The organism is Serratia microhaemolytica, assembly GCF_004011885.1.
GTDB lineage: Bacteria > Pseudomonadota > Gammaproteobacteria > Enterobacterales > Enterobacteriaceae > Serratia_G > Serratia_G microhaemolytica.
The window spans coordinates 55,818-79,774 of sequence record NZ_ML137210.1 but is presented as its reverse complement, the minus strand read 5'-3'; the positions used below and the strand labels follow the sequence as shown (position 1 = coordinate 79,774).

The window sequence follows — 23,957 nt, the reverse complement described above, 5'->3', positions numbered from 1 at the left end:
GCCGCAGCATTCAGTTTCAGGCGCTGCAATGCAAACCTCGTCATAGCGCTATCTGACTGTTAGAATCAGAACCGTTTCCCAACTGTAAAAACGCTCTGTAATGAGGTTTCAGGCAGATGCTCAACCTGTGTGCGTAGTGTGCTAATGATGCAACAATATTCTCTGATTATTTTGATAAAGAACCGAAACACGAGCCCCCTGCACTGGTAACCAAATTTCTGATGCCACTGATTTGAACTACAGTGGCGATAACAATCGAGGAATAGACTGAATAATGTCATCCCAAAAGCTCACACTGGTTGGTTCGGAGCCTTTGCGACTTACTGCATGTGATGACCTGCTTGGCAACATAGATGCCGGTGAGTTTTACGCCCCAGTCAAGGTGGTATGTATCTGTGCCGAGATTTGCCACACCAAAGAGGGAATGCGTATGTTCAATCAAACTGCCGGCTCGGGCGGCATGTTGATCCAGACTCAGGTTGTTAAGTTGCAGAACCCAAAATCCAGTCAGATGCAAGACCTGTTAATTGGTAAAGCGCTGTTCAAGGTTGAAGAACCCGAGGTGTTCGATGGCTAAGGTCTATCGTAACCTTAATCCCAATAAGGCGCTGATCTGGCGGATTGTCCACCGAGACAATCTGCCGTGGGTGCTGGATAATGGCCTGCATTGCGGCAACAGTACGGTGAAAGCACCAAGTTGGGTGCCTATCGGTAACCCGGAGTTGATCAACAAGCGTGCTTATCATCCAGTACCGTTACCGCCGGGCGGTCGGTTGAATGACTACGTGCCGTTCTACTTCACCCCCTTCTCGCCAATGTTGCGCAACATCTACACCGGCAGGGGGGGAGTGCAGAAGCGGTCCAATGATGAGATCGTGATTCTAGTCTCCAGCCTGCACCGCATTGCCGAGTTGGGTTTGCCGTTTCTGTTCACTAACAGTCATGCTTATTACCAATGGGCAGACTATTACTCGGACTTGGCCGATCTTGACAAAATTAACTGGCCCTTGCTACAACGGCGCGATTTCAAACGCGATCCGGACGATCCGGCCAAGTTTGAGCACTACCAGGCCGAGGCACTGATTCATCAGTACTTGCCAGTCATTGGGCTTCTCGGCATTGTATGCTACACAGAAACATTGAAACAATGCATTGAGCAACAAGTTCAGGATCGCCATCTGGACCTTCCGGTTCATGCTAGAACAGAGTGGTACTTCTGATGATCACATTTACTCAAGGCAACTTGTTGGAGGCCCGCGTTGAGGCGTTGGTCAACACCGTCAACACTGTTGGTGTGATGGGCAAAGGCATTGCGCTGATGTTCAAGGAACGCTTCACCGAAAACTTTCGCCGTTATGCTGCCGCCTGCAAGGCCAAGGAAGTGCAGACCGGCAAAATGTTCGTGACGCCTGTAGATGAGTTGGACGGCCCGCGTTGGATTGTCAACTTCCCTACCAAGCAGCACTGGCGTGCTCCATCACAAATGGAATGGATCGTTGAGGGCTTGCAGGATTTGCGTCGCTTCCTGATCGAGCAGCAGGTTCAGTCCATCGCGATCCCGCCATTGGGTGCAGGCAATGGTGGTTTGGAATGGGCCGAAGTACGTAAGCTGATCGAGCAGGTTCTGGGTGATCTGAACCTCAACATTCTGGTGTTTGAACCTACCCAACAGTACCAGAATGTCGTCAAGCGTGTGGGTGTTGAGAAGCTGACTCCCTCCCGTGCGCTGATTGCTGAGTTGGTGCGACGTTACTGGGTGCTGGGAATGGAATGTAGTTTGCTGGAGATCCAGAAGCTGGCATGGTTCTTAGAACGAACCATCAAACACTACAATCATGCAGATAACCCATTAAATTTAGATTTTATTCCACATAAATATGGCCCTTACGCCAACCGACTCGATCATCTGTTGAACAACTTGGATGGTAGCTACCTACACTGCGAAAAGCGCATCAGCGACGCTGAACCATTGGATGTGATTTGGTTTGACGATCAACGCAAGGCTTTTGTGCAGACTTATCTCAAGAACGAGGCTAAAGCCTACACGCAAGCACTAGAGGCTACCACCGTACTGATTGATGGCTTTGAATCTCCTTTTGGTATGGAACTGTTGGCCACTGTAGACTGGCTGCTAGTCCGCGAAGGTGTGGCACCTAACGTGCCTGCCTTGCGTGAAGGGCTGCGCCACTGGCCGGCTGGCTCAGATGCTGCTGCACGTAAGGATCGTCTGTTCAATGATCGAGCGTTGTCCATTGCCCTGGCGCGGCTGACTGAGCCCGAAACTATTCAGCTTTGAAGGGGGAATACAAGCAGAAAAGCGTATTGCATTCCATCAGCCTTAGAGGACGCAATAGATCAACGTGCTGCTGATCCTGCTCTCTCTTTCTAGCCACTCTATTTCTGATTGCTAACCTGCCGTCGCACTCAGTTGTTAAGTCTTCTGGCAGCTTCGGTTATGGCGGTGTCAGCACCACCTCTACCTGCTGTTGTTCCAGTAACGAGGCCAGTGCTGCGGGCGGCGCTGCGTCGGTGAACAATGTAGTGACTTGGCGGGTGTTGCCAATCTCGACTGCCGCCGAGGTGTGAAACTTGGTGTGATCTGCTGCCAGTAGGATATGGCGTGAATGGGCCATCATTGCTTTGGCGACGCTCGATTCGTTGACATCAAATTCCAGTAGATCACCATTGGTTTCAATCGCGCCGATGCTGGTGATCAGGTAATCAGCACGGAAGCCGCTGACGAAGCTGACCGCGCTGGGGCCGATGATGCCGCCGTTGTTCGGGCGTAGGGTTCCCCCTGGGATCATCACTTCAAATTGGGTGTTTTTGTACAGGATGTGTGCGACACGCAGGCTGTTGGTGATGATGCGCAGGTGGTTATGGTGCATCAGCGCGCGTGCAATGTGTTCAACTGTGGTGCCAATGGTGATAAAGATGGTTGAGCGATCCGGGATGTGGCTGGCGATTGCGCGCGCAATCGCCATTTTTTCGTTGGTGTAGGAGATTTCGCGCTGTTCGAAGGCCGTGTTGACGACGCTGGATGCTCGACCGGCTCCGCCATGATGGCGGGTGATCAAGCCCTGTTCACTCAGTTTGCGGATATCGCGTCTGACCGTTTGTGTCGAGACTGCCAGCAGTTCGGCTAATTCGTCGATGTTCATGTAGCCACGTTTGGTGATCAGTTCTATCAGTTGATCATGACGTGGGTTCCCGGTTAATGCGGTCGGACTCATGCGCTATTCTCTGGTTGTTATTTCAACTGATGTTATTTCGGCTGATGTTATTTCGGCTGATGGTATTTCGGCGGGTATTATACCGCAGCGGCCAAAAATGCGTCAGCCTGTTCCTTGGTCGGGATACCTGCTCGCCCACCCGGGCGGGTACATTTCAATGCCGCAACCGCATTCGCGTAACGCACTGCTTCAGCAATGGTTGGCTGGCTGGCCAGTGCAACCGCGAGTGCGCCATGAAAAACGTCGCCTGCACCTGTGGTATCGACCACATCAACCTTGAAACCCGGCTGGTGATGTAACTGATTATCCTGTAACCAGAAACAGCCCTGTTTGCCTTTGGTGACGTAAACTTGTCCGTTTTTGTCATTTTCGGCGCTGCTTAATCCGTTGGTTGCGCTTAGCGCTTTGGCCATGCGTAGTCCGCGTTCAACTTCACTTTCGCCTGTCATGCGCAGGAGTCCCGGTTCTGAGAATGCGGCGTGATCGGCCAGTGCCACCAGCGGTTCGATCTGTTGTGGTGTTACGTCGGCATCCAGCAGTGTGGTTACACCCGCCTGCCGCGCCAGTGTGAAAGCGGTCAGTGCGCCTTGATGCCAGCGCACATCAGCCAGCACCAGATGATACTGGCTAAAGTCGATGTCGTGTAACCAAGCCGCATCTTCAGGCAGATCCGGGCTGGGGTGGTTGATGATCATCCGTTCACCCTGGCTGTCAACGATGATCGCGGATTGTGACGAACGCGCCTGTGGGTAACGGCGGCAGTGTTCAACATTCACGGCGTAACTTTGTAGTTCATTCAGTAAGGTCTGTCCGGTGGCGTCGTCACCTACGCGACCAATAAAATCAACTTGTGCCCCTAGCCGTGCCGCCGCTACCGCTGCTGTTGCCGCTGGGCCGCCGCCGATTTCACGGTAGTCACCAGCAACATATTTGCCGCCAGCGGTCGGTAACTTCTCAACGTAGTACAAGCGATCTTGCACCGTAATACCTACACAGGCGATTCGCATCATAGCTTGGATACCTTATTTGTTTATTGATTTGTTTGTTTATTGATTGTTTTTACAACAACAGCCTAGTGAGTTGTCGCTGATTTGCAAAACGTGTTCAGAAAAAAGTAGCGGTCGATCACGCTCTGGCTATTTTAATTTTCTCAAATGTTAAAAAAGTGACCAGCGTCAATTTTTTGACCATAAATTACAAATACGATCAAAAACAGACAAAAATAATCTGACTCATGGCGACCAAGTTGACATGAAAATGACATTTCTAACCAATAGGAGATAACCATGGCACAGATCGGATTTATTGGGCTTGGCCAAATGGGTGCCCCAATGGCCAGTAATCTGCTTAAGGCCGGGCATCAGCTCGCCGTTTTTGATGTGAGTCCTGCGGCGGTTAATGCGTTAGTCGCACAGGGTGCTCAGGCGGCAGGTAGCCCAGCTCAAGCCGCTGAGGGTGCTGAGTTCGTTATCACTATGCTGCCAAACGGTGATTTGGTGCGTGAGGTGCTGTTTGGTGAGCAGGGCGTTTGTGACGGTTTGTCTGCCTCTGCGCTGGTGATTGATATGTCTACTATTCACCCACTACAGACTGATCGCTTGATCGCCGATATGAATCAGCGCGGTTTCAGCCTGATGGATGCGCCTGTTGGCCGTACTTCGGATCACGCGATTGCCGGTACGCTGCTGATCCTGGCTGGCGGTACTGGTGAGCAGGTTGAGCGCGCAACACCTTTGCTGATGGCAATGGGTTCCGAGCTGATTAATGCCGGTGGCCCAGGTATGGGGATCCGCGTGAAGCTGATTAATAACTACATGAGTATCGCGTTGAATGCACTGTCGGCAGAAGCCACGGTGCTGTGTGAGGCGCTGGGGCTGTCGTTTGATGTCGCGCTGAAGGTGATGAGCGGTACCCCGGCCGGTAAAGGGCATTTCACGACCACTTGGCCGAATAAGGTGCTGAAAGGTGATCTTAGCCCGGCGTTTATGATCGATTTGGCGCATAAAGATCTCGGTATTGCGCTCGATGTCGCCAATCAGTTGCATGTCGCTATGCCGATGGGAGCCGCTTCGCGTGAGGTTTACAGCCAGGCGCGTGCCAGTGGACGTGGGCGGCAGGATTGGAGTGCCATTCTTGAACAGGTTCGTGCGGTCTCTGGCCGAGCGAACAAACAGTAATTTTATTTGCAACGACGGCTGAGTGTCAGTTCGTCAAGGGGAGTTAAAATGCCGTACATATCGGGTAACACCATGATCCAACAGGCGTGGAAGAATGGTTATTCCATTGGTGCCTTCAGTGCGCATAACGCCGAGACTATCCGCGCGATTCTGTTGGCCGCTCAGCAGGAGCAGGCACCGATCATGATCCAGGTCGGTCAGAAGGTGATCAGCGTGATGGGGCTACAGCCAATGAAAGCGATGATCGATGCCTTTATGCACGATATTACCGTGCCGGTCTGTATCCATCTCGATCACAGCCGTAATTTCAAGCAGACCATGCAGGCGGTGCAGGCAGGGTTCCAGTCAGTGATGTTTGATGGTTCACATCTATCATTTGATGAAAATGTGCGTATTACCCGTGCGGTGGCCGATGTTGCTCATGCGCTCGACATTGGTGTTGAGGGGGAGATTGGCAAAATTGGTGGCACTGAAGATGATATTTCGGTCGATGAAAAAGATGCTCTGATCACCAGTTGCGATGAAGCATTGCAGTTTTCTGAGTTGACCACGGTCGATTATCTGGCGGTCTCTATCGGTACTGCACACGGCCTGTATAAGCAGGAGCCTCAGTTGGCACTGGATCGCTTAAGGGAGATCCGTGAGGTGGTGAAGAAGCCGATTGTGCTGCACGGTGGTTCTGGTGTGCCGGACGATCAGATCCGTGAAGCGATCGCTAGAGGGGTTGCCAAGATTAATGTCGACACCGAATTGCGCCAGGCTTTCACTCAAGGGGTTTCCGAGGTGTTGAACCGTGATCCGGAGGAGTTTGTGTTAGCGGTGTCGCTCGGTCATGGACGCGACATGATGCAAGCCAAGGTAGCAGAAAAAATAAGGCTGTTTGGCAGCCAGGGTAAGGCTGCTCAGTTTTAACGTTCTGTCGCGCGGTGAATGCCGCGCTAACCATGAAGGCTCAGATTATGACCACCATTCAACGCCAACACTTTGGCGATCACCAAGGGCAGGCCGTCACCCTGTTCACCTTGACCAATAGCCAGGGTATGCGGCTGTGTGTCACTAATTATGGTTGTATTATCACCCAACTCTGGGTGCCTGATCGGCATGGCCAGTTAGAGGATGTGGTGCTGGGATTTGATCAGTTGGCTGACTATCAGGCTGGGCATCCATTCTTTGGCGCCATTGCCGGCCGTTGTGCTAACCGTATCGCCGGTGGGCGTTTCACTCTCGATGGCGAAGAGTTCATTCTGGCGACTAATGAAGCACCAACCGGGCAGCATCTGCACGGTGGTCGCCACGGTTTTGACAAATATGTCTGGCAGGCTGAAGAGGATGGCGACGGTGTTATTTTCCGCCGCACCTCAGTTGATGGCGAGGAGGGCTATCCTGGCAATCTACAGGTTGAGCACCGTATCGGTTTGAGCGAAGAGAATGTGATGACGCTCAGTTTTAATGCCCGTACTGATCGCCCAACACTGGTGAACTTGGTCAATCACAGCTACTACAACTTGCAAGGGCATCAGCGGCGGATTGACGATCAGTGGTTGAAGATTGAAGCCGATTTCATTACGCCGGTCGATGATAGCACCATGCTGCCAACCGGTGAGATTGTGCGTGTTGCCGCAAGTGCATTTGATTTCCGTAGCGCGCGGCGGATTGGTGATGCGATGTTGCACCGTCCGGCACAGGATTTTGATGTTAACTACATGCTGAAACCGGCTGCCGGCTCAGCAGGCAAGGCCGTGGTGCGCCCTGCTGCGACGCTGAGTTGTCCACACAGTGGGCGCGTGATGGAGGTACACACCTGTCTGCCTGGTATCCAGTTTTACAACGGATTTAAGCTCTCTAACAAAGTTTGGAACGGTAAGGCCGGGCAGCGCTATCAGGCTTTCTCTGGTCTCTGCCTGGAAACACAGGCGTTCCCGGACAGTATTCACCATGCCCACTTCGGCAATGTGGTGCTGCGCCCCGGCGAGGAGTACCACAGTCGGACGGAACACCGTTTTAGCACTGTGGCATAACCCTGTTAGATTACTGGAAGCAATAAAATGAAAAATAAAGCAAAAGTTGGCATTTTAGCCTTAGGTAGAACCACCTTTGATGTGCCTTATGCTGAGCAGATGTTGGCACAGGCGTGGCAGACGCTAAATGGGCTGAATATTGAGCTGGTTGGTGAGGCAGTGCTGCATTTTGACGCCGATTCGGCGCTACAGGCACTGCCAGCACTGAAGCAGGCCGATCTCGACCTGCTATTGATTCTGCAAGTCACGTTTACCGATGCCTCACTCACTACCGAGGTACTGGGTGAGTTTTCGGTGCCCGCAGTGATGTGGTCGTTCCCAGAGGCGCGTACCGGTGGCCGTTTACGTCTGAATTCGTTCTGTGGTGTCAACTTGGCCTGTCATGCGTTGAGCCGTGCCGGGATCAAAGTGCAGACACTGCACGGTGTGCCAGATGATCAGCGCGTTGTGCAAGAGTTGCAACAGTTGGCTGATGCTGCTGCCATTGTTAAGCGTTTCAAACAAGCCAAAGTGATGGTGATTGGTGAGCACCCACTCGGTTTTGATGCCTGTAACTATAACCAGCAGCAACTGACTGAGCATTTTGGTGTTTCGGTGGATCGTCAGCCGGTGCTCGATTTTATCGAGCAAGTGAAAGTGCTGCCGGACAGTGTCGCGGATCAGCCATATGCACGTAGAGCGAAAGATTTCGCTAATCTGGCCGAGATGGATCAGACCGCGACGCGTAAGACGCTTAAGGTGTATGCCGCACTGCGTGAAAAAGCACAACGCGAGGGTTACAACGGTATTGCTGTTCGCTGTTGGCCAGACTTCTTTACTGACTACGGCTGTGCGGCTTGTGGTGCGTTGGCTCTGATGAATGAAGATAAGGTGCCTTGCGGCTGTGAGGCCGATATGTTTGGCGTGCTCTCTTCGCTGATGGCGCAATGGGCTTCAGGCAATGCGGTGTTTAATACCGATCTGGTCGATATCGATCCACAGGATGATAGCGTGGTGTTCTGGCACTGCGGCCAGGCACCGATCGAGATGGCGGATCGCGATGGCCCGGTACAAGCCACGATCCACTCTAACCGCAAGTTGCCGCTGTTGTCTGAATTTGCACTGAAACCCGGTCGTATCACTCTCTGCCGTATCACTCAGGGCGAGGGCAAGTTGCGCCTGATGCTGGCTGGCGGTGAGATGATCAAAGCGCCACTGGCTTTTTCCGGTACCGCAGGCACTGCACGCCTTGATGTACCCGCCGATCTTTACCGTCAGCGTTTGATTGCTGCCGGTATGGAGCATCACACCTCGCTGGTTTACGGCGAACACCGTCCACTGCTACGGAAAGTGGCCGATCTGCTTGGCTTAGAGGTTATTGAACTGACTTAACTGTGGCGCTATCGCATGAAATAACACCCTCTTTCATTTTTTGGAGAATTGATCATGACTTCTCAGCAAGGCTTAGAACTGACGCAGCATGAGCACGGATTCACCCTGACATTTCAACGCCGTGTGCTGTTGCAGCATACGACACAAGCACCCTGCCTATGGATTGGCCGTGGTAAAGCGGACATCGATATGTTCCGTGGCAACTTCAGTATTAAAGATCAGCTCAGTGAGAAACTGGCACTGACCGATGCGCAGATCACACCACAAGCGGGTGGCTGGTCAATCTGCTTTAGTCGTGGCAATGTCGCGCACTGCACGCTGGAGATCGGCACTGATGCGCAAGGGCGCTTGCAGATGCAGTTGCGCAATGGTGATGCCGATAATAACCGCATGTGGCTACGCCTGGCGGCACAACCGGAAGATCATGTCTATGGTTGTGGCGAGCAGTTTTCCTATTTTGATCTGCGTGGCAAACCGTTCCCACTCTGGACCAGTGAACAGGGTGTTGGCCGTAATAAGCAGAGTTACGTCACTTGGCTGGCAGACTGCAAAGAGAATGCCGGTGGTGATTACTACTGGACGTTCTTCCCGCAGCCTACCTTTGTCAGTAGCCAGAAGTATTACTGCCATGTCGAAAATAGCTGCTACATGAATTTCGATTTCTCTGCCGAACAGTTTCATGAGTTGGCGATCTGGCAAGATCATGCGGTGCTGCGCTTTGAGTGCGCCGATAGCTACATCAGCCTGCTGGAAAAACTGACCGCGCTGCTCGGGCGTCAGCCTGAATTGCCGGATTGGGTCTATGACGGCGTTATTCTCGGTATCCAGGGCGGCACCGAAGTGTGTCAGAAAAAGCTGGATCTGATGCGCGAACATGGCGTTAAGGTCAGTGGCATTTGGGCGCAAGACTGGGAAGGGCGACGCATTACGTCGTTCGGTAAGCGCTTAATGTGGAACTGGCGTTGGGACAGTGAACTCTACCCTGAACTGGATAAACGTATTCCAGAATGGAAAAAACAAGGGGTGCGTTTCCTCGGCTATATCAACCCTTATGTGGCGATTGAGAAAGAGCTTTATGCCGAAGCGGCTGAGAAAGGCTATCTCACCAAAGATTATAGTGGTAATGACTATCAGGTTGAATTTGGAGAGTTTTATGCCGGTGTGGTTGATCTGACCAAGCCTGAGGCCTATGACTGGTACAAGAATGTTATCAAGAAGAATCTGATCGAATTTGGCCTTGATGGCTGGATGGCGGATTTTGGCGAATATCTGCCGACCGATACGGTGATGTATAACGGTGTTGATGCTGAGATTATGCATAACGCGTGGCCGGCGTTGTGGGCGAAGTGTAACTACGATGCCCTGGTCGAAACCGGTAAACTGGGTGAAATTCTGTTCTTTATGCGCGCGGGTTACACCGGCAGCCAAAAATATTCGGTGATGATGTGGGCCGGTGACCAGAATGTTGACTGGAGCTTGGATGATGGGTTGGCTTCGGTGATCCCGGCAGCGTTGTCACTGGCCATGACCGGTCATGGCCTGCACCACAGTGATATCGGTGGCTACACCACGCTGTTTGATATGAAGCGCAATAAAGAGTTACTGATGCGCTGGTGTGAGTTCAGTGCCTTTACCCCACTGATGCGTACCCATGAGGGTAACCGCCCGGACGATAACTGGCAGTTTGATCATGATGTTGAGACCATTCGTCAATTTGCCCGTATGAGCCTGGTCTTCACCACACTGAAGCCGTATATCAAGCAGGCGGTGGCGCTCAATGCGCAATCTGGTTTGCCGGTAATGCGCCCACTGTTCCTGCATTATGAAGATGATGCCGAAACCTATCGTCTGAAATATCAGTATCTGTTTGGTCGTGATCTGCTGGTTGCACCGGTGTATGAAGAAGGACGTAGCGATTGGACACTCTATCTGCCAAAAGATAACTGGATCAACCTGTGGACGGGTGAGGCACACAGTGGTGGTGGTGAAGTGACGGTTGCGGCTCCAATTGGACAACCGCCAGTGTTTTATCGTGCCAGCAGTGAGTGGGCAACGCTGTTCGCATCACTACGCACCAGCACACTGTAATTGCCGTTTATTAGCCGCTATCTCTTGCCAGAAATAGCGGCAATTTCTGATTAGGCTGTTTTCAAGGAGAGTCACCATGAGTGAAGCTACTCAGGATCCGGTTAAGCTAGTATTGCCATTGCGCGAAAAATTCGCTTATGGCATCGGCGATATCGGCTCCAATTTGCTGTTAAGTGTTGGCACACTGTATTTACTGAAATTCTATACTGACGTTTTGGGTATTCCCGCTGCGTATGGCGGCCTGATTTTTTTGATTTCGCGTTTCTTTACCGCATTCACCGATATTGGTACCGGGGTAATTCTTGATTCACGCCGTAATATTGGCCCAAAAGGTAAATTCCGACCATTTATATTTTATGCTTCAATGCCGGTCGCCCTGTTGGTGATTGCTAACTTCATCGGTACACCGTTTGCGATCACCACCAAAACCGTGATTGCCACCTTGCTGTTTATGACTTTCGGGTTGTTCTTCAGCCTGATGAACTGCTCGTATGGCGCAATGGTTCCTGCAATGACCAAAAACCCACAGGAGCGGGCGCAATTGGCCGCTTGGCGTCAGGGTGGTGCGACCGTTGGTCTGTTGCTGTGTACTGTCGGTTTCGTGCCGATCCTGTCGCTGTTTGATGGCCGCCCGCAGCTTGGTTATATCGTCGCAGCCAGTGCCTTCGCCTTCTCGGGTATGCTCTGCATGTGGTGGTGCTATTCAGGTGTTAGGGAACGCTATGTCGAATTGCCGAAACCCGGCACACCAAAACCCGGCCTGCTGAAATCATTTGCGGCTATCACCGGTAATAAACCCCTGTTTGTGCTCTGTGTGGCTAACCTGTGCACCTTGGCCGCTTTCAACGTCAAACTGGCGATCCAGGTCTACTACACGCAATACGTGCTCAATGATATCAGCCTGCTCTCCTATATGGGCTTCTTCAGCATGGGCTGTATTTTGGTTGGGGTGTTGCTGGTGCCGACAGTGGTTAAGCTGTTTGGTAAGAAAACGGTTTACCTCGGTGGCCTGTCATTATGGATTATCGGCGATGTGATGAATTACCTGTGGGGCAGTACCAGTACCATGTTTGTGCTGTTCTCCTGCCTGGCGTTTTTCGGCACTGCTTTTGTTAACAGCCTCAACTGGGCGCTGGTATCCGACACCGTGGAATACGGTGAATGGAAAACCGGTGTACGTTCTGAAGGTACCGTCTATACCGGCTTTACCTTCTTTCGCAAAGTGTCACAAGGTCTGGCCGGTTTTTTCCCCGGCGTGATGTTGACCTACATCGGCTATGTGCCGAATGTGGCACAAGACGCTGACACGCTGGAGGGGATGCGGCAGTTGATCTTCCTCTACCCCGGTGGTCTGGCGGTGGTCACGGCACTTACGATGGGATTGTTCTACACCCTGACTGAGAAAAATTACATCAAGATTATCAGCGAACTGGAAGAGAGAAAACGCAATGTAAAACCTGCTGTGTGATGCTTGGTTTGCTGGTGCGGCGGCTCATCTTGCGGTGGCTGCCGCACCGGTCATCTGGCTAAACACAAAATAAATTAACCCGCATCAGACAGACCAGCATCGCAGCAATTCGCGGGTTAACACACTATAAGGATCTGTCAAATGGCTAATTTTACAACTGATCAAGACCCAACCACACTGAAATTACCTCTGCGTGAAAAATTTGCCTACGGCATTGGTGATTTCGGTTCAAACCTGATGTTGTGTATCGGAACGCTCTACCTGCTAAAGTTTTATACCGATGTGCTTGGCCTGCCAGCAGCCTATGGCGGGGTGATATTTTTAATCGCTAAATTCTTTACCTCCTTCACCGATATTCTTACCGGTGTATTGCTCGATTCACGGCGCAATATTGGCCCGAAAGGCAAGTTCCGTCCATTTATTCTCTATGCTTCGCTGCCTGTGGCGTTGGTCGCGGTAGCTAACTTTGTTAATACTGGTTTTAGCATCACCATAAAGACGGTATTGGCCACGGTATTATTTATGTTATTCGGGCTGTTCTACAGTCTGATGAACTGTTCCTATGGCGCAATGGTTCCTGCTATCAGTAAAAACCCGCAAGAGCGCGCACAACTTGCCGCTTGGCGGCAGGGCGGTGCCACGCTCGGCCTGATGCTCTGCACCGTCGCTTTTGTACCGCTACAGATGCTGTTTACTGATCCACCTGAAGTGGGTTACTTGGTTGCTGCCATTACTTTCGCCAGTGCCGGTGTGTTCTGTATGTACTGCTGTTATCGGGGAGTCAAAGAACGCTATGTCGAGGTGGTGCCACACCATCATAAACCAGGTATTTTCAAATCGTTCCGCGCCATCTTTAACAATCCGCCACTGCTGGTACTCTGCCTGGCTAATCTCTGTACTCTGGCTGCGTTTAATATCAAGTTGGCGATCCAGGTCTACTACACCCAATACGTGCTCAATGATGTTTCGCTGCTCTCCTATATGGGCTTTTTCAGTATGGGCTGTATTCTGATTGGCGTATTGATGGTGCCTGCTGCGGTGCAGCGCTTCGGCAAAAAACGGGTTTACCTCAGCGGGTTGCTGTTGTGGTGCATCGGCGATTTGCTCAACTATTTCTGGGGGCACAACTCGTTCTCCTTTGTTGCCTTCTCTTGCGTTGCTTTCTTTGGTACCGCGTTTGTTAACAGCCTCAACTGGGCACTGGTTCCCGACACCGTCGATTATGGTGAATGGAAAACCGGCATTCGTGCAGAAGGTTCGGTCTATACCGGTTATACCTTTTCTCGCAAAATCTCAGCCGCGCTGGCGGGGTTTTTGCCAGGAATCATGCTGATGCAGATCGGTTACGTACCCAATATTGAGCAGTCGCCAGCCGTGCTGGAAGGGCTGCGCCAGTTGATCTTTATTTACCCTTGCCTATTGGCGATGAGCGCAGCAATCATGATGGGCGCATTCTATAAACTGAATGAGTCGCTGTTTATGAAGATTATCAGCGAGATTAACCTGAGAAAGGGATTGGCTGAAGAGTCCGCCTAACCGCTCTTCCGGGGCAGTGCAGCTAGGCTGCCCCATCACAGCAGGTGACTATTTTGTTACCTCAACGTCGTGCGAACTGCTCTTTGTGTCAGGCCGGTTGTCCTTCTCGGCTGTGCTCATTTTAACCAACAACGGGTTTTAACCGGCGGAGAAACATTACGTTACTCTATGGAGAAAAGAGCAGTATTAATGGCTAAAATGGTACCACCCGACGGTATTAGCCCTGGCGAGCGGTTGGTGCTACATTTCTTGGACAAACATCACGGTGTTTCCGGCGGGATCGCTGATTTGCGCAAGTTTGATGAATCCTAGATCCTGTATTTCACTCGTGCTAACCCCAGCATCTTGACAAATTGCCCTCTGTACTTCGATGTCACGGACACCGCAAACTACAAATGATTTACCAGCAAGGTTTGGCTCTGGAGCCATCGATACTTGAATCCAGGCATTCTCTGTGAGCTGCCATTCGGCGATCCCCTCATCAGGTGTTACATCTGGCTTGCGCCCAAGCCATTTGACGTACCATTCAACGGCGGCATCGAAATCATTCACGTGAAGAACGGAAAATACACTGGTAAAGTTGTTATTCGACATTTTATTAATTCTCCTTAAAATGTATTGTTCTATAAATTCAAGGTATTTTTAGCTAAATAAAGAGTTATCTAACATTCTGTACCTGATTTACAAATAAATTTGCTGCTAGCATTGTGTCGCTTAGGTGATTGATTGCAAAAATACACACTGCTGCCAGCTTGCGTGCCTCTGCTGCGCATGATAAATCAGCAGCCATTGAGCCGTTAATATAAAACAGATAGCAGGTAAACAAAACACCAAGTGCATAATTTTTTCAATGGGTTAAGTTTTTTAGCGCTCTCTTTCAGTAGGTTTGTGATGAGGGTACCCTGTGGCAGGATAGTGGTTACTATCAAAAAATGACCACATTGGGGTAGGGCAGAGTAAATCATGACGAAGTATTCTCCTGGGCATAATGCATTAGGGTGTGTCCCTTAATTTGATAATCGCTTTAAAAATAACCGAATAGCACCCAGTTTCAACATGCTCAGGTAATTTCTGGCTGTTTTTCCGAACGGGTAGCGATACGGCGATGTTCTTTAAGCTTGGCGAAGCAACATTGAACGACATTACGCTTTTTGTATCAGCGAGTATCGAGTTTTCGGCGTTTATCCTGACTAGCATTTTCATTTGATTTAAAAGGAATAACCGCTCTTATCCCTTTATTTCTCAGTCGATTACGCAATGCCTGACTTGAGTATCCCTTATCAGCCAACACCGCTTTAGGCCGCGACTTTAGGTGCCCACTTTGTCGGATGATCCCAACCCGGCCAAGCAACGTTTCTGCGTATCTGATCTCATGGGCTTGTCCACCACTCAGACAAAAACTCAGTGGTCATCCTGTGCTCTCTGTCGCCATATGGATTTTGGTACCAAAGCCACCTCGAGAGCGACCCAATCCATGACAACTGAGTTCATAGGGGCGTTTTTTTAGCACCCGCAGCGGCTTTCAGGGCCCGAATGTGACTGTCATCCAACGCGATAGCATCCCAGTCAATCAACATTTTCGCATCAAGTATCTTAGGTAATTTATTGAAAATAGATTTTATTATTCTAGCCTTGGACCACCGATTAAACCGGTTGTAAATTGTTTTCCAGTGACCATAACGTTCAGGAAGGTCTCGCTAGGGAGCACCTGAACACTGTAGCCAAAATAGGCCATTCATCACTTTCCTGTGCTCAAGATAAGGACGATCGGCCTTAAAAAGGCTTCGCTCAGGCGGTAACGAGGAGAAAATCAACGTCCAAGCGTCATCGGGAAAATCGTAACGAACCACGTAAAAGACTTCTTCTGATTAAAATAGGCGTTTGATTGTAAAAAGAATAATTATGGGATACAGCCTGGCACTTGCGTTAGTGATTAAAAATAAGCTAAATAAAAAAGCCAGTTACCGTGTGGTACGGTAACTGGCTGGTGTGTGTTATCTCCGAGTGGTTTATTGTGGTGGTTAGATGTCAGTCACGCAACTTACCGCAATGTCAACCGCTGTGGTGTAATTTGCACGTTGCCCAGTGGTTAGGTAAGTGTAGATGTTCGTTGTTGACCATATGTTGTGGTGCCAAGAACTCGGCTTTTGCCATTCGCCAAACAGTGTCCCCATGACAGCTTTGCTACCATTACCTGATGACCCTGCATTGGTTAACTCTTCAATACTTGGCACTCTGGCTGGACTCACGCATTGTGAACTGGCAATTGCTTGTGTCATGTTAGTTTGTGATGTTCCTGGTGTGTTGAACCACTTTTTCACGGTGAACTCATATCTGGCTTGTTTGCCCCCCGCTTTAGGCGTGGCTTTGATGATCACCGAGTTGTTACTGGAGGTTGGTTTGCTGACCAGGGTGACCACACCGGTAGGGGTTACTGTGGCCCAACTCTGGGAGCTACTCCAGTTGTAGTCACTGTTAGCTTTATCCATCGCGGCTGTTAGCGTGAACGATGCTGAAGGGTAACCAATACTTGGGTAACGACTATAGACAGAAAAGGCATCGTTTTGCTTAGATAACACCATCCACATGGCTACCCAAGCATCGGCAAAGGTTAGCAGCGCAGTACGTGAGGTGCCATTCACTGTTGCCGTGACGGTATATGAGCCATATATAGCACTGGTCAAGGTGGCGGTAGCATTACCTGATGCATCGGTGATCCCGCCGTTGACTGCGGTCAGTGTTGCTCCACTGGTGACAGAGAAGGTGACAGTCGCTCCAGCAACCGGATTGCCATATTTGTCGGTCACGTTGGCGCGCACGCTGTTCTGAGTCAGATTGTCAGCAATCGCGTTATTTTGGGTGACGGTCAGGCTGTCACTGGTCAGTGTTGCGCTGCTCAGGTCTGCAGTAAACGTGACCGTTACTTTAGTCACTGCAAAGCTGTTGTTGTTAACCTTGACCGTGATATCAGCATTGCCTAGTTGGGTGCTCGTCAGCGTTGCAGTGTAGGTGCCGTCATTGTTATTCGTCACCGCACTTACTGTGCTACTCGCCAGTGAGCTGATCAAGATAACGCTCTGATCATTAACCAGGTTGCCGTTAGCATCCTTCAGGGTGAAGGTCAATGTCGCCTTGCTGCTACCGTCGACGATTACAGTAGACTTATCACTCTGCAGGGTTGACTGCGTAGTACTTAGGTTATTGCTGTCTGCGGTGAGTTGCACACTGACACGGATGATGCCAGCGGCGAAATTAGAATTGTTCACCTTGACATCAATATTGGTATTACCCGCCGTAGTTCCGGTGAGCGTTGCGGTATAGGTTCCGTCTTGGTTATCAGTCACAGCACTGATTTTAGTGTTGGTCAACGAACTGATGAATGACACAGTTTGGCCACTGACAGGGTTGTTATATTTATCTCCTAATCTAAAGGTGAGTGTTGCTTTGCTACTACCGTCAGCGACGATGGTTGTTACATCGCTGGTCAACGTCGAGTTGCTAATCAACAGATTGCTGCTGTCCGCAATCAGTTTCACGCTAACTTGCGGTGTGGCAAAGGCATTACCGTTCACGTTGGCAGTGATCACCGCATCACCCGCTTTGGTACCGGTGAAGGTGACCGTATAGGTGCCGTTCTGATTATCGGTGACACTAGCAAAACTGCTGTTCGCCAGTGAACTGGTGAAAGTCACGGTTTGGCCGCTTACCGGGTTGTCGTTGGCGTCCTTCAGTGTGAAGGTTAGCGTTGCTTTGCTACTACCATCAGCGACCAGTGTAGTGATATCGCTGGTTAACGCCGATTTTGTGCTCGAGAGATTGCTGCTGTCTGCGATCAATTTCACACTGACTTGCTGGTTGGCAAGGTCATTACCGTTCACTTTGACAGTGATTAGCGCATCGCCGATCTTGGTGCCGCTGAGGGTAGCGGTGTAGGTACCATCCTGGTTATCGGTGACGGTACTGAAGACGCTGTTGGTTAGCGAGCTGTTAAACAGCACGGTTTGACCGATGACTGGGTTGTCATTGGCATCCTTCAACGTAAAGGTCAGGGTAGCCTTGTTGGTGCCGTTAGCAATCAACGAGGTAACACTGCTTTGCAGCGTTGACTTAGTGGTGGAGAGGGTGCTGCTGTCACCAATCAGTTTCACGCTAACTTGCGGTGTGGTAAAGGCATTACCGTTCACCTTGGCCGTGATCACCGCATCACCCGCTTTGGTACCGGTGAAGGCGACCGTGTAGCTGCCGTCCTGGTTATCGGTGACGCTAGCAAAACTGCTGTTCGCCAGTGAGCTGGTGAAAGTGACGGTTTGGCCGCTTACTGGGTTGTCGTTGGCATCCTTCAGCGTGAAGGTCAAGGTCGCTTTGCTGCTACCGTTGGCAACTAACGTGCCGATGTCACTGGTCAGCGTCGCTTTGGCCGCAGAGATTGTGCTGCTGTCGGCGATCAGTTTCACGCTAACTTGTGGTGTGGTAAAGGCGGTGCTGTTCACGTTGGCAGTGATGATGGCATCACCGGCTTTGGTTCCACTGAAGGTGGCGGTGTAGGTGCCGTCTTTATTGTCACTGACAGTACCAAAAGTGGTGTTGGCGAGCGAACTGCTAAAGGTCACTGTTTGGCCGGCAACCGGGTTACTGTTGGCATCCATCAAGGTAAAGGTGACAGTGGCTTTACTGTTGCCATTGGCGACCAGTGTTGCTAGATCGCTGCTCAGTGTTGAGTTAGTGGTGCTTAGTTTACTGCTGTCAGCAATCAGTTTGACACTGACCTGAGGATCACTAAATGCGCTACCGTTCACGTTAGCAGTGATGATGGCATCACCGGCTTTGGTGCCACTGAATTTCACTGTATAAGTGCCATCCAGGTTATCGGTGGTGGCGCTAAAGCTACTGTTTGTCAGCGAGCTGCTAAAGGTGACGGTTTGACCTTTGACTGGGTTGTCATTGGCATCCTTCAGGGTGAAGGTTAACGTCGAGTACTGACTACCAGTCGCAACCAGCGTTGAGGTATCGGCTACCAGCGTTGATTGGGTGCTAGAGAGATTATCAGTGTCTGCCGTGAGGGTGATAGTCAACTGCGGGTTAACAAACTCAGTTCCGTTGACACTGGCAGTGATCACGCTATCGCCCGCCTTGCTACCGCTGAAGGTGGTGGTGTAGCTGCCATCTTGGTTGTCGGTGACAGTGCCAAAGCTGCCATTCGCCAGTGAGCTGTTAAAGGTGATGGTTTGACCTGCAACTGGGTTGCTATTGATGTCTCTCAGGGTAAAGGTCAGGGTCGCTTTGCGCTTGCCGTCGGCGACAATTGAGCTGCTGTCTGCGCTTAAGGTTGACAGGGTGGTGCTCAGTGCGCTGCTGTCTCCTTGCAGTGTGATACTCAGTTTCGGTTCGGCAAAGTTACTGTTGTTCACCTTGGCTGTAATATCGGCTATGCCAGCACGGGTACCGCTGAGGGTAGCGGTGTAGGTACCATCCTGGTTATCGGTGACGGCACTGAAGACGCTGTCTGCTAACGAACTGTTAAACAACACAGTTTGACCGATAACTGGGTTGTCATTGGCATCCTTCAACGTAAAGGTCAGGGTAGCCTTGCTGGTGCCGTTAGCAATCAACGAGGTAACACTGCTTTGCAGCGTTGACTTAGTGGTGGAGAGGGTGCTGCTGTCACCAATCAATGTCACGCTAACTTGCGGTGTGGTAAAGGCATTACCGTTCACCTTGGCCGTGATCACCGCATCACCTGCTTGGGTGCCAGTCAGTGCGACCGTGTAGCTGCCGTCCTGGTTATCGGTGACGCTGGTAAAACTGCTGTTCGCCAGTGAGCTGGTGAAGGTGACGGTTTGGCCGCTTACCGGGTTGTCGTTGGCATCCTTCAGCGTGAAGGTCAAGGTCGCTTTGCTATTACCGTTGGCAACTAACGTGCCGATGTCACTGGTCAGCGTCGCTTTGGCCGCAGAGATTGTGCTGCTGTCGGCGATCAGTTTCACGCTAACTTGTGGTGTGGTAAAGGCGGTGCTGTTCACGTTGGCAGTGATGATGGCATCACCGGCTTTGGTTCCACTGAAGGTGGCGGTGTAGGTGCCGTCTTTATTGTCACTGACAGTACCAAAAGTGGTGTTGGCGAGTGAACTGCTAAAGGTGACGGTTTGGTCGGCAACCGGGTTACTGTTGGCATCCATCAAGGTAAAGGTGACAGTGGCTTTACTGTTGCCATTGGCGACCAGTGTTGCTAGATCGCTGCTCAGTGTTGACTGAGTGGTACTGAGCTTACTGAGGTCGGCAGTGAGTTGGATGCTGACTTGAGGATCACTAAATGCGCTACCGTTCACGTTGGCAGTGACGATGGCCTCACCGGCTTTGGTGCCGCTCAAGGTGACGGTATAGGTGCCATCCAGGTTATCGGTGGTGGTGCTAAAGGTGGTGTTAGCCAGTGAGCTGTTGAAGGTCACTGTCTCGCCACTTACCGGGTTATCGTTGCTATCCTTCAGGGTGAAAGTCAGCGTCACTTTGCTACTGCCGTCAGCAACCAGCGTCGTGGCATTGCTTGCCAACGTTGATTGGGTGCTAGAGAGATTATCAGCGTCTGCCGTGAGGGTGATAGTCAACTGCGGGTTAACAAACTCAGTTCCGTTGACACTGGCAGTGATCACGCTATCGCCCGCCTTGGTACCGCTGAAGGTGGTGGTGTAGCTGCCATCTTGGTTGTCGGTGACAGTGCCAAAGCTGCCATTCGCCAGTGAGCTGTTAAAGGTGATGGTTTGGCCGTTAACCGGGTTGCCGTTACCGTCCTTCAGGGTGAAGGTCAGGGTGGCTTTGCTGTTAACGTTAGCCACTAATGTTGTTGCATCGGCTGTCAGGGTTGACTCAGTGGTGCTTAGATTTGCGCTGTCAGCTAACAGCTCCAGATCAACGTTGAGTGTGGTGTTACCGAAGTCCGCATTATTGACTTTCACGCTAATGCGGGTGTTGCCTGCTTGGGTGCCGCTGAGCGTTGCGCTGTAGGTTCCATCCAGATTGTCAGTGACGGCACTGAGGGTGCTGTTTGCCAATGTACTGTTAAATAGCACGGTTTGCCCAGTGACTGGGTTGTTATTGGCATCCTTCAGCGTAAAGGTCAGGGTAGCCTTGCTGGTGCCATTAGCGATGAGTGTTGGCGTATCAGTGGTCAGTGCCGAGCTGTTGATGCTCAGGTTGCTACTGTCAGCGGTCAACGGGATACTCACCTGAGGTTGTGCGAATGCTTTACCATTGACGTTAACCGTGATCACGGCATCACCGGCTTGGGTGCCGCTTAGCGTCACGCTATAAGTACCGTCCTGATTATCGGTGACATTGCCGAACGTGACGTTGGCAAGTGAGCTAATGAACGCGATCTCTTGATCACTTACCGGGTTATCGTTGGCATCTTTCAGGGTGAAGGTCAGGGTGGCTTTACTGGTGCCGTTGGCGACCAGTGTTGCCACATCACTGGCCAGTGTTGATTTGGCGGCACTGAGGTTATTGCTGTCAGCCAGCAGTGTTACGCTGCTCTTTGGTTCAGCAAAATCACTGCCGTTAACATTCACACCAATGTCAGTGTGTCCGGTACTGGTGCTGCTGAGTGTGGCGGAGTAAGTGCCATCACCGTTGTCTGTGACTTGGCTGATAGTGACCGTTGGCAACGAGCTGCTGAACGTCACGTTCTGGCCATATACTCGGTTGTTGTGAGCATCGACCAAGGTAAAAGTCAGGGTAGAGGTGTCACGGCCGTCGGCGACAATGCTGTCAGGCAAGCTGGTTAACAGCGATTGAGCCTGATTGAGGTTAGTGCTGTCTGGTATGAACTCAATACCTATCTGACGACTGGTTTGATTGACGGTGACGGTAACTTGCGTGGTGCCCGACGTGGTGTTGGTGATCGACGCAATCGCGATACCTTCGCTATCGGTGAGGGTGGTGGCACTTGCTGAGGCGACTTGCGCGACAACAGCCGCTTTTGCCTTAGTCGGTGCAGCGAGTGCATCTGGCGTCGAGACTTTGGCGTTATTGTTCACGCTGAAAGTGACCGACTGTTCGGGTACTGGGTTACCATCCATGTCAGTGACTTTGACTGTCACTAGGTTGGCATCAATCCCATTACTGACCGCGCTGTTGGCGACGATGTTCAGGTTGTTATCCAGAATGGTGGCTTTGCTCGGCAGCACTTCTATCTGCATGATGGCGCGTGGCGAGGCATTGCCTTGATTGTCGTAGGCGACCGCACTCAAGGTGTAGCTGTTGTTGCCGTTCTGTGGTTTATAAGGTGGCAGTTTTAGCGTGGCTATCTGTGGTGATGTTTGCACGATGCTACCACCGGCTGCGATTAAGCTAGCTGCATCCCATTCGATACGATCAAGACGGTATTTTGCCGTCACAGCGGTGTTTACTGTAACGGTTGAACTGGCTTCAGCGCTGAGCTGTTGAGGTAGCGTCAAGCGGATCAGTTGCTGTTTTTGATAATCCAGAACGATGCTGTTATTGCGCTCAACCAGTGCATAACGGCTGCCGGTCAAGGTGCGGCTAGCGGCTACCGCTGCGGGATCAAGATGTGATTGCCAGGAGTCGCCAAAGCGATAATTCAGTTGCATTGATAGCAGGCTGTCTGATTCGCCACCTTTACCAATACGATGCTCTGCTGCAAACGACAACAGCGGAACTGGGGTGTAACTCAGCCCAGCAGTCAGTGCATACGGGTTTTTCTGGCGGTTATCTTTACCAAACAGTGCCACTTCATGGCCGAAGTAGTGCTCAAACATCAACTTTCCACCGAGCTGTGGGTAGCTCGGCCAATAGCCTTCAGCACGAATATCATAACCGTTGGCTGGGCGTTCGTTGTAGTCGGCAAAATCACGTGACTGGTGCCAGTCGGTCAAGCCAACATAGCCGTTGGCGGAGAGTTTGAAGTAGTCACCCGCTATTTCTGCGCCAATACCCAACCGGTGGTTATGGCCGGTTAAGTCGCTGTCGATAAAGCTGTTCAGGCCATACATCCACTGTGGTTGAAAATGACGCCAGCCGGCTCCGATGTTGACAGTGGTTCGGCTGTCTTTATTGCGTACCCCAATCTGGGTAAATAATAGATTATTCTCGCGATCGAGGAGTGGCAGTAGCAGGTCAGCTTCACTGCCATCAAGCCGATAATCTTCGTTCAGATTTAACTGAATACGTGCAGTCCCGAAGCGACCTAACCAATCTTGCGCTGACTGGTTGAACGCATTGCTGGCAGAGGCGCGTGCCATCTGCTCGGCTGATTTAGCCTTATTGTCGCTGGACAAGAGTGTCGCGCCACCGACCAAATAGCCAGCCAGTTGATTTTCCAGCGTTGCTTTTGTGACGTTATCGGCTGAAAATGGTGACCGTTTGGCGGGAACATCAAGTTCGTCACCCTGGCTGAGTTTCATAAAAGGTTTGGCAAAGCTACGATAGATATTGAGCTTTTTTAACTCATCAACCGAGATGTCATAGCGTTTTGCCACGGTTTTTACGTTCTCACCTGGCCCCAATACATAGGGGATAGTGGCGGTATTGTGTGTCGCCGTGTTAGGTGCAGAATGAAGAAAACCGCCTGCAATAGCAGGAGTAAAAGAGAGTGACAGCGGAAACAGCGCTTGCGTGGCAATCACCGCCCATGCGACGGTTTTAACTCCCCGTTGCTGTGTTGCCACCAGTTCCCGCTTGGCTAAAGCGGGAGTGGCAGATTTTTTCCCAAAGTGTTCAAACATATTACATCGCCCTGTGTCAAAATTTTTGTTCTTTTTCGCTATCTTAGCAACTATCTTATTGTTTCCTTTCTGTAAATTTTTTGTTTCCTGATTGCTTCATGCAAAAATGTTGTTGGTAAAGTTAGTGTTAGCTTTCTTTTAGCCTTCAAAAATGCAGATTAAAAAATCAACAAAAAGGTAAAAATAAGCATAATATCTTGTCAAACTGCGACCAATCACAGGTTACCTGATTTTATATGTAACAGAAAGTTTTTATAAGTAAAAAAATTATAATTTAACTTTTTGTTTTTACATATTTTTATTTATCGCCTGTTTTTTTTTGTTGATTT

General features: G+C 50.8%; 14 protein-coding genes and 1 pseudogene. 10 read left to right on the top strand and 5 right to left on the bottom strand.

What is annotated here, in order from left to right; all coding sequences use genetic code 11:
* Window positions 1-274 precede the first annotated feature (274 nt).
* From EOJ37_RS00785 to darG, 3 genes are read left to right on the top strand one after another with little or no spacing between them, the layout of a single operon-like run.
* Window positions 275-577 (top strand): N-6 DNA methylase, encoded by a 303-nt coding sequence (locus EOJ37_RS00785; RefSeq protein WP_127956671.1) that lies wholly within the window; start codon window positions 275-277, stop codon window positions 575-577.
* Window positions 570-1,220 carry a type II toxin-antitoxin system toxin DNA ADP-ribosyl transferase DarT gene (gene darT / locus EOJ37_RS00780; RefSeq protein WP_127956669.1) on the top strand — a complete coding sequence of 217 codons (651 nt, stop codon included), beginning with the start codon at window positions 570-572 and terminating at the stop codon, window positions 1,218-1,220. The genes EOJ37_RS00785 and darT overlap by 8 nt, the downstream gene beginning before the upstream one ends.
* Window positions 1,220-2,296 (top strand): type II toxin-antitoxin system antitoxin DNA ADP-ribosyl glycohydrolase DarG, encoded by a 1,077-nt coding sequence (gene darG, locus EOJ37_RS00775; RefSeq protein WP_127956667.1) that lies wholly within the window; start codon window positions 1,220-1,222, stop codon window positions 2,294-2,296. The genes darT and darG overlap by 1 nt, the downstream gene beginning before the upstream one ends.
* 157 nt (window positions 2,297-2,453) lie before the next feature.
* Here the strand turns inward: darG and EOJ37_RS00770 are convergent, their stop codons facing one another.
* Both EOJ37_RS00770 and EOJ37_RS00765 read right to left on the bottom strand, forming a co-directional pair.
* Entirely contained in the window at window positions 2,454-3,233 is a 780-nt protein-coding gene (locus tag EOJ37_RS00770; RefSeq protein ID WP_127956665.1) for a DeoR/GlpR family DNA-binding transcription regulator, read from the bottom strand.
* A gap of 77 nt (window positions 3,234-3,310) precedes the next feature.
* Window positions 3,311-4,243 (bottom strand): sugar kinase, encoded by a 933-nt coding sequence (locus tag EOJ37_RS00765; protein WP_127956663.1) that lies wholly within the window; start codon window positions 4,241-4,243, stop codon window positions 3,311-3,313.
* A 276-nt stretch (window positions 4,244-4,519) separates the two neighbouring features.
* Here EOJ37_RS00765 and yihU point away from each other — a divergent pair, with 276 nt between their 5' ends.
* The 7 genes from yihU to EOJ37_RS00730 all read left to right on the top strand — a co-directional run bounded on the left by yihU (window position 4,520) and on the right by EOJ37_RS00730 (window position 13,891).
* A complete protein-coding gene (yihU, locus tag EOJ37_RS00760; RefSeq protein ID WP_127956661.1) occupies window positions 4,520-5,410 on the top strand; it encodes a sulfolactaldehyde 3-reductase in 891 nt (296 codons plus the stop codon).
* Between the two features lie 48 nt (window positions 5,411-5,458).
* Window positions 5,459-6,322, top strand: a complete 864-nt coding sequence (locus EOJ37_RS00755) for a class II fructose-bisphosphate aldolase (protein ID WP_127956659.1) — start codon at window positions 5,459-5,461, stop codon at window positions 6,320-6,322.
* 47 nt (window positions 6,323-6,369) lie between these two features.
* Window positions 6,370-7,428 (top strand): aldose epimerase family protein, encoded by a 1,059-nt coding sequence (locus EOJ37_RS00750; protein WP_127956657.1) that lies wholly within the window; start codon window positions 6,370-6,372, stop codon window positions 7,426-7,428.
* A gap of 27 nt (window positions 7,429-7,455) precedes the next feature.
* Complete coding sequence (locus EOJ37_RS00745; RefSeq protein WP_127956655.1) at window positions 7,456-8,799, top strand: L-fucose/L-arabinose isomerase family protein; 1,344 nt, start codon at window positions 7,456-7,458, stop codon at window positions 8,797-8,799.
* A 54-nt stretch (window positions 8,800-8,853) separates the two neighbouring features.
* Window positions 8,854-10,887, top strand: a complete 2,034-nt coding sequence (locus tag EOJ37_RS00740; RefSeq protein WP_127956653.1) for an alpha-glucosidase — start codon at window positions 8,854-8,856, stop codon at window positions 10,885-10,887.
* Between the two features lie 76 nt (window positions 10,888-10,963).
* A complete protein-coding gene (locus EOJ37_RS00735) occupies window positions 10,964-12,355 on the top strand; it encodes an MFS transporter (RefSeq protein WP_127956651.1) in 1,392 nt (463 codons plus the stop codon).
* Window positions 12,356-12,496: 141 nt separating this feature from the next.
* A complete protein-coding gene (locus EOJ37_RS00730) occupies window positions 12,497-13,891 on the top strand; it encodes an MFS transporter (protein WP_127956649.1) in 1,395 nt (464 codons plus the stop codon).
* A gap of 240 nt (window positions 13,892-14,131) precedes the next feature.
* Here EOJ37_RS00730 and EOJ37_RS00725 read toward each other — a convergent pair whose 3' ends face one another.
* The 3 genes and pseudogenes from EOJ37_RS00725 to EOJ37_RS00715 form a co-directional block, all read right to left on the bottom strand.
* A complete protein-coding gene (locus EOJ37_RS00725; RefSeq protein ID WP_127956647.1) occupies window positions 14,132-14,485 on the bottom strand; it encodes a VOC family protein in 354 nt (117 codons plus the stop codon).
* A 413-nt stretch (window positions 14,486-14,898) separates the two neighbouring features.
* A pseudogene (locus tag EOJ37_RS00720) lies at window positions 14,899-15,741 on the bottom strand (IS5 family transposase).
* A 171-nt stretch (window positions 15,742-15,912) separates the two neighbouring features.
* Entirely contained in the window at window positions 15,913-23,628 is a 7,716-nt protein-coding gene (locus EOJ37_RS00715) for an invasin domain 3-containing protein (protein ID WP_127956645.1), read from the bottom strand.
* Window positions 23,629-23,957: the final 329 nt, after the last annotated feature.

Coding starts and splice junctions, on each gene's coding strand:
- EOJ37_RS00785 (WP_127956671.1), top strand. CDS start 275: ATGTCATCCCAAAAGCTCACACTGGTTGGTTCGGAGCCTTTGCGACTT.
- darT (WP_127956669.1), top strand. CDS start 570: ATGGCTAAGGTCTATCGTAACCTTAATCCCAATAAGGCGCTGATCTGG.
- darG (WP_127956667.1), top strand. CDS start 1,220: ATGATCACATTTACTCAAGGCAACTTGTTGGAGGCCCGCGTTGAGGCG.
- EOJ37_RS00770 (WP_127956665.1), bottom strand. CDS start 3,233: ATGAGTCCGACCGCATTAACCGGGAACCCACGTCATGATCAACTGATA.
- EOJ37_RS00765 (WP_127956663.1), bottom strand. CDS start 4,243: ATGATGCGAATCGCCTGTGTAGGTATTACGGTGCAAGATCGCTTGTAC.
- yihU (WP_127956661.1), top strand. CDS start 4,520: ATGGCACAGATCGGATTTATTGGGCTTGGCCAAATGGGTGCCCCAATG.
- EOJ37_RS00755 (WP_127956659.1), top strand. CDS start 5,459: ATGCCGTACATATCGGGTAACACCATGATCCAACAGGCGTGGAAGAAT.
- EOJ37_RS00750 (WP_127956657.1), top strand. CDS start 6,370: ATGACCACCATTCAACGCCAACACTTTGGCGATCACCAAGGGCAGGCC.
- EOJ37_RS00745 (WP_127956655.1), top strand. CDS start 7,456: ATGAAAAATAAAGCAAAAGTTGGCATTTTAGCCTTAGGTAGAACCACC.
- EOJ37_RS00740 (WP_127956653.1), top strand. CDS start 8,854: ATGACTTCTCAGCAAGGCTTAGAACTGACGCAGCATGAGCACGGATTC.
- EOJ37_RS00735 (WP_127956651.1), top strand. CDS start 10,964: ATGAGTGAAGCTACTCAGGATCCGGTTAAGCTAGTATTGCCATTGCGC.
- EOJ37_RS00730 (WP_127956649.1), top strand. CDS start 12,497: ATGGCTAATTTTACAACTGATCAAGACCCAACCACACTGAAATTACCT.
- EOJ37_RS00725 (WP_127956647.1), bottom strand. CDS start 14,485: ATGTCGAATAACAACTTTACCAGTGTATTTTCCGTTCTTCACGTGAAT.
- EOJ37_RS00715 (WP_127956645.1), bottom strand. CDS start 23,628: ATGTTTGAACACTTTGGGAAAAAATCTGCCACTCCCGCTTTAGCCAAG.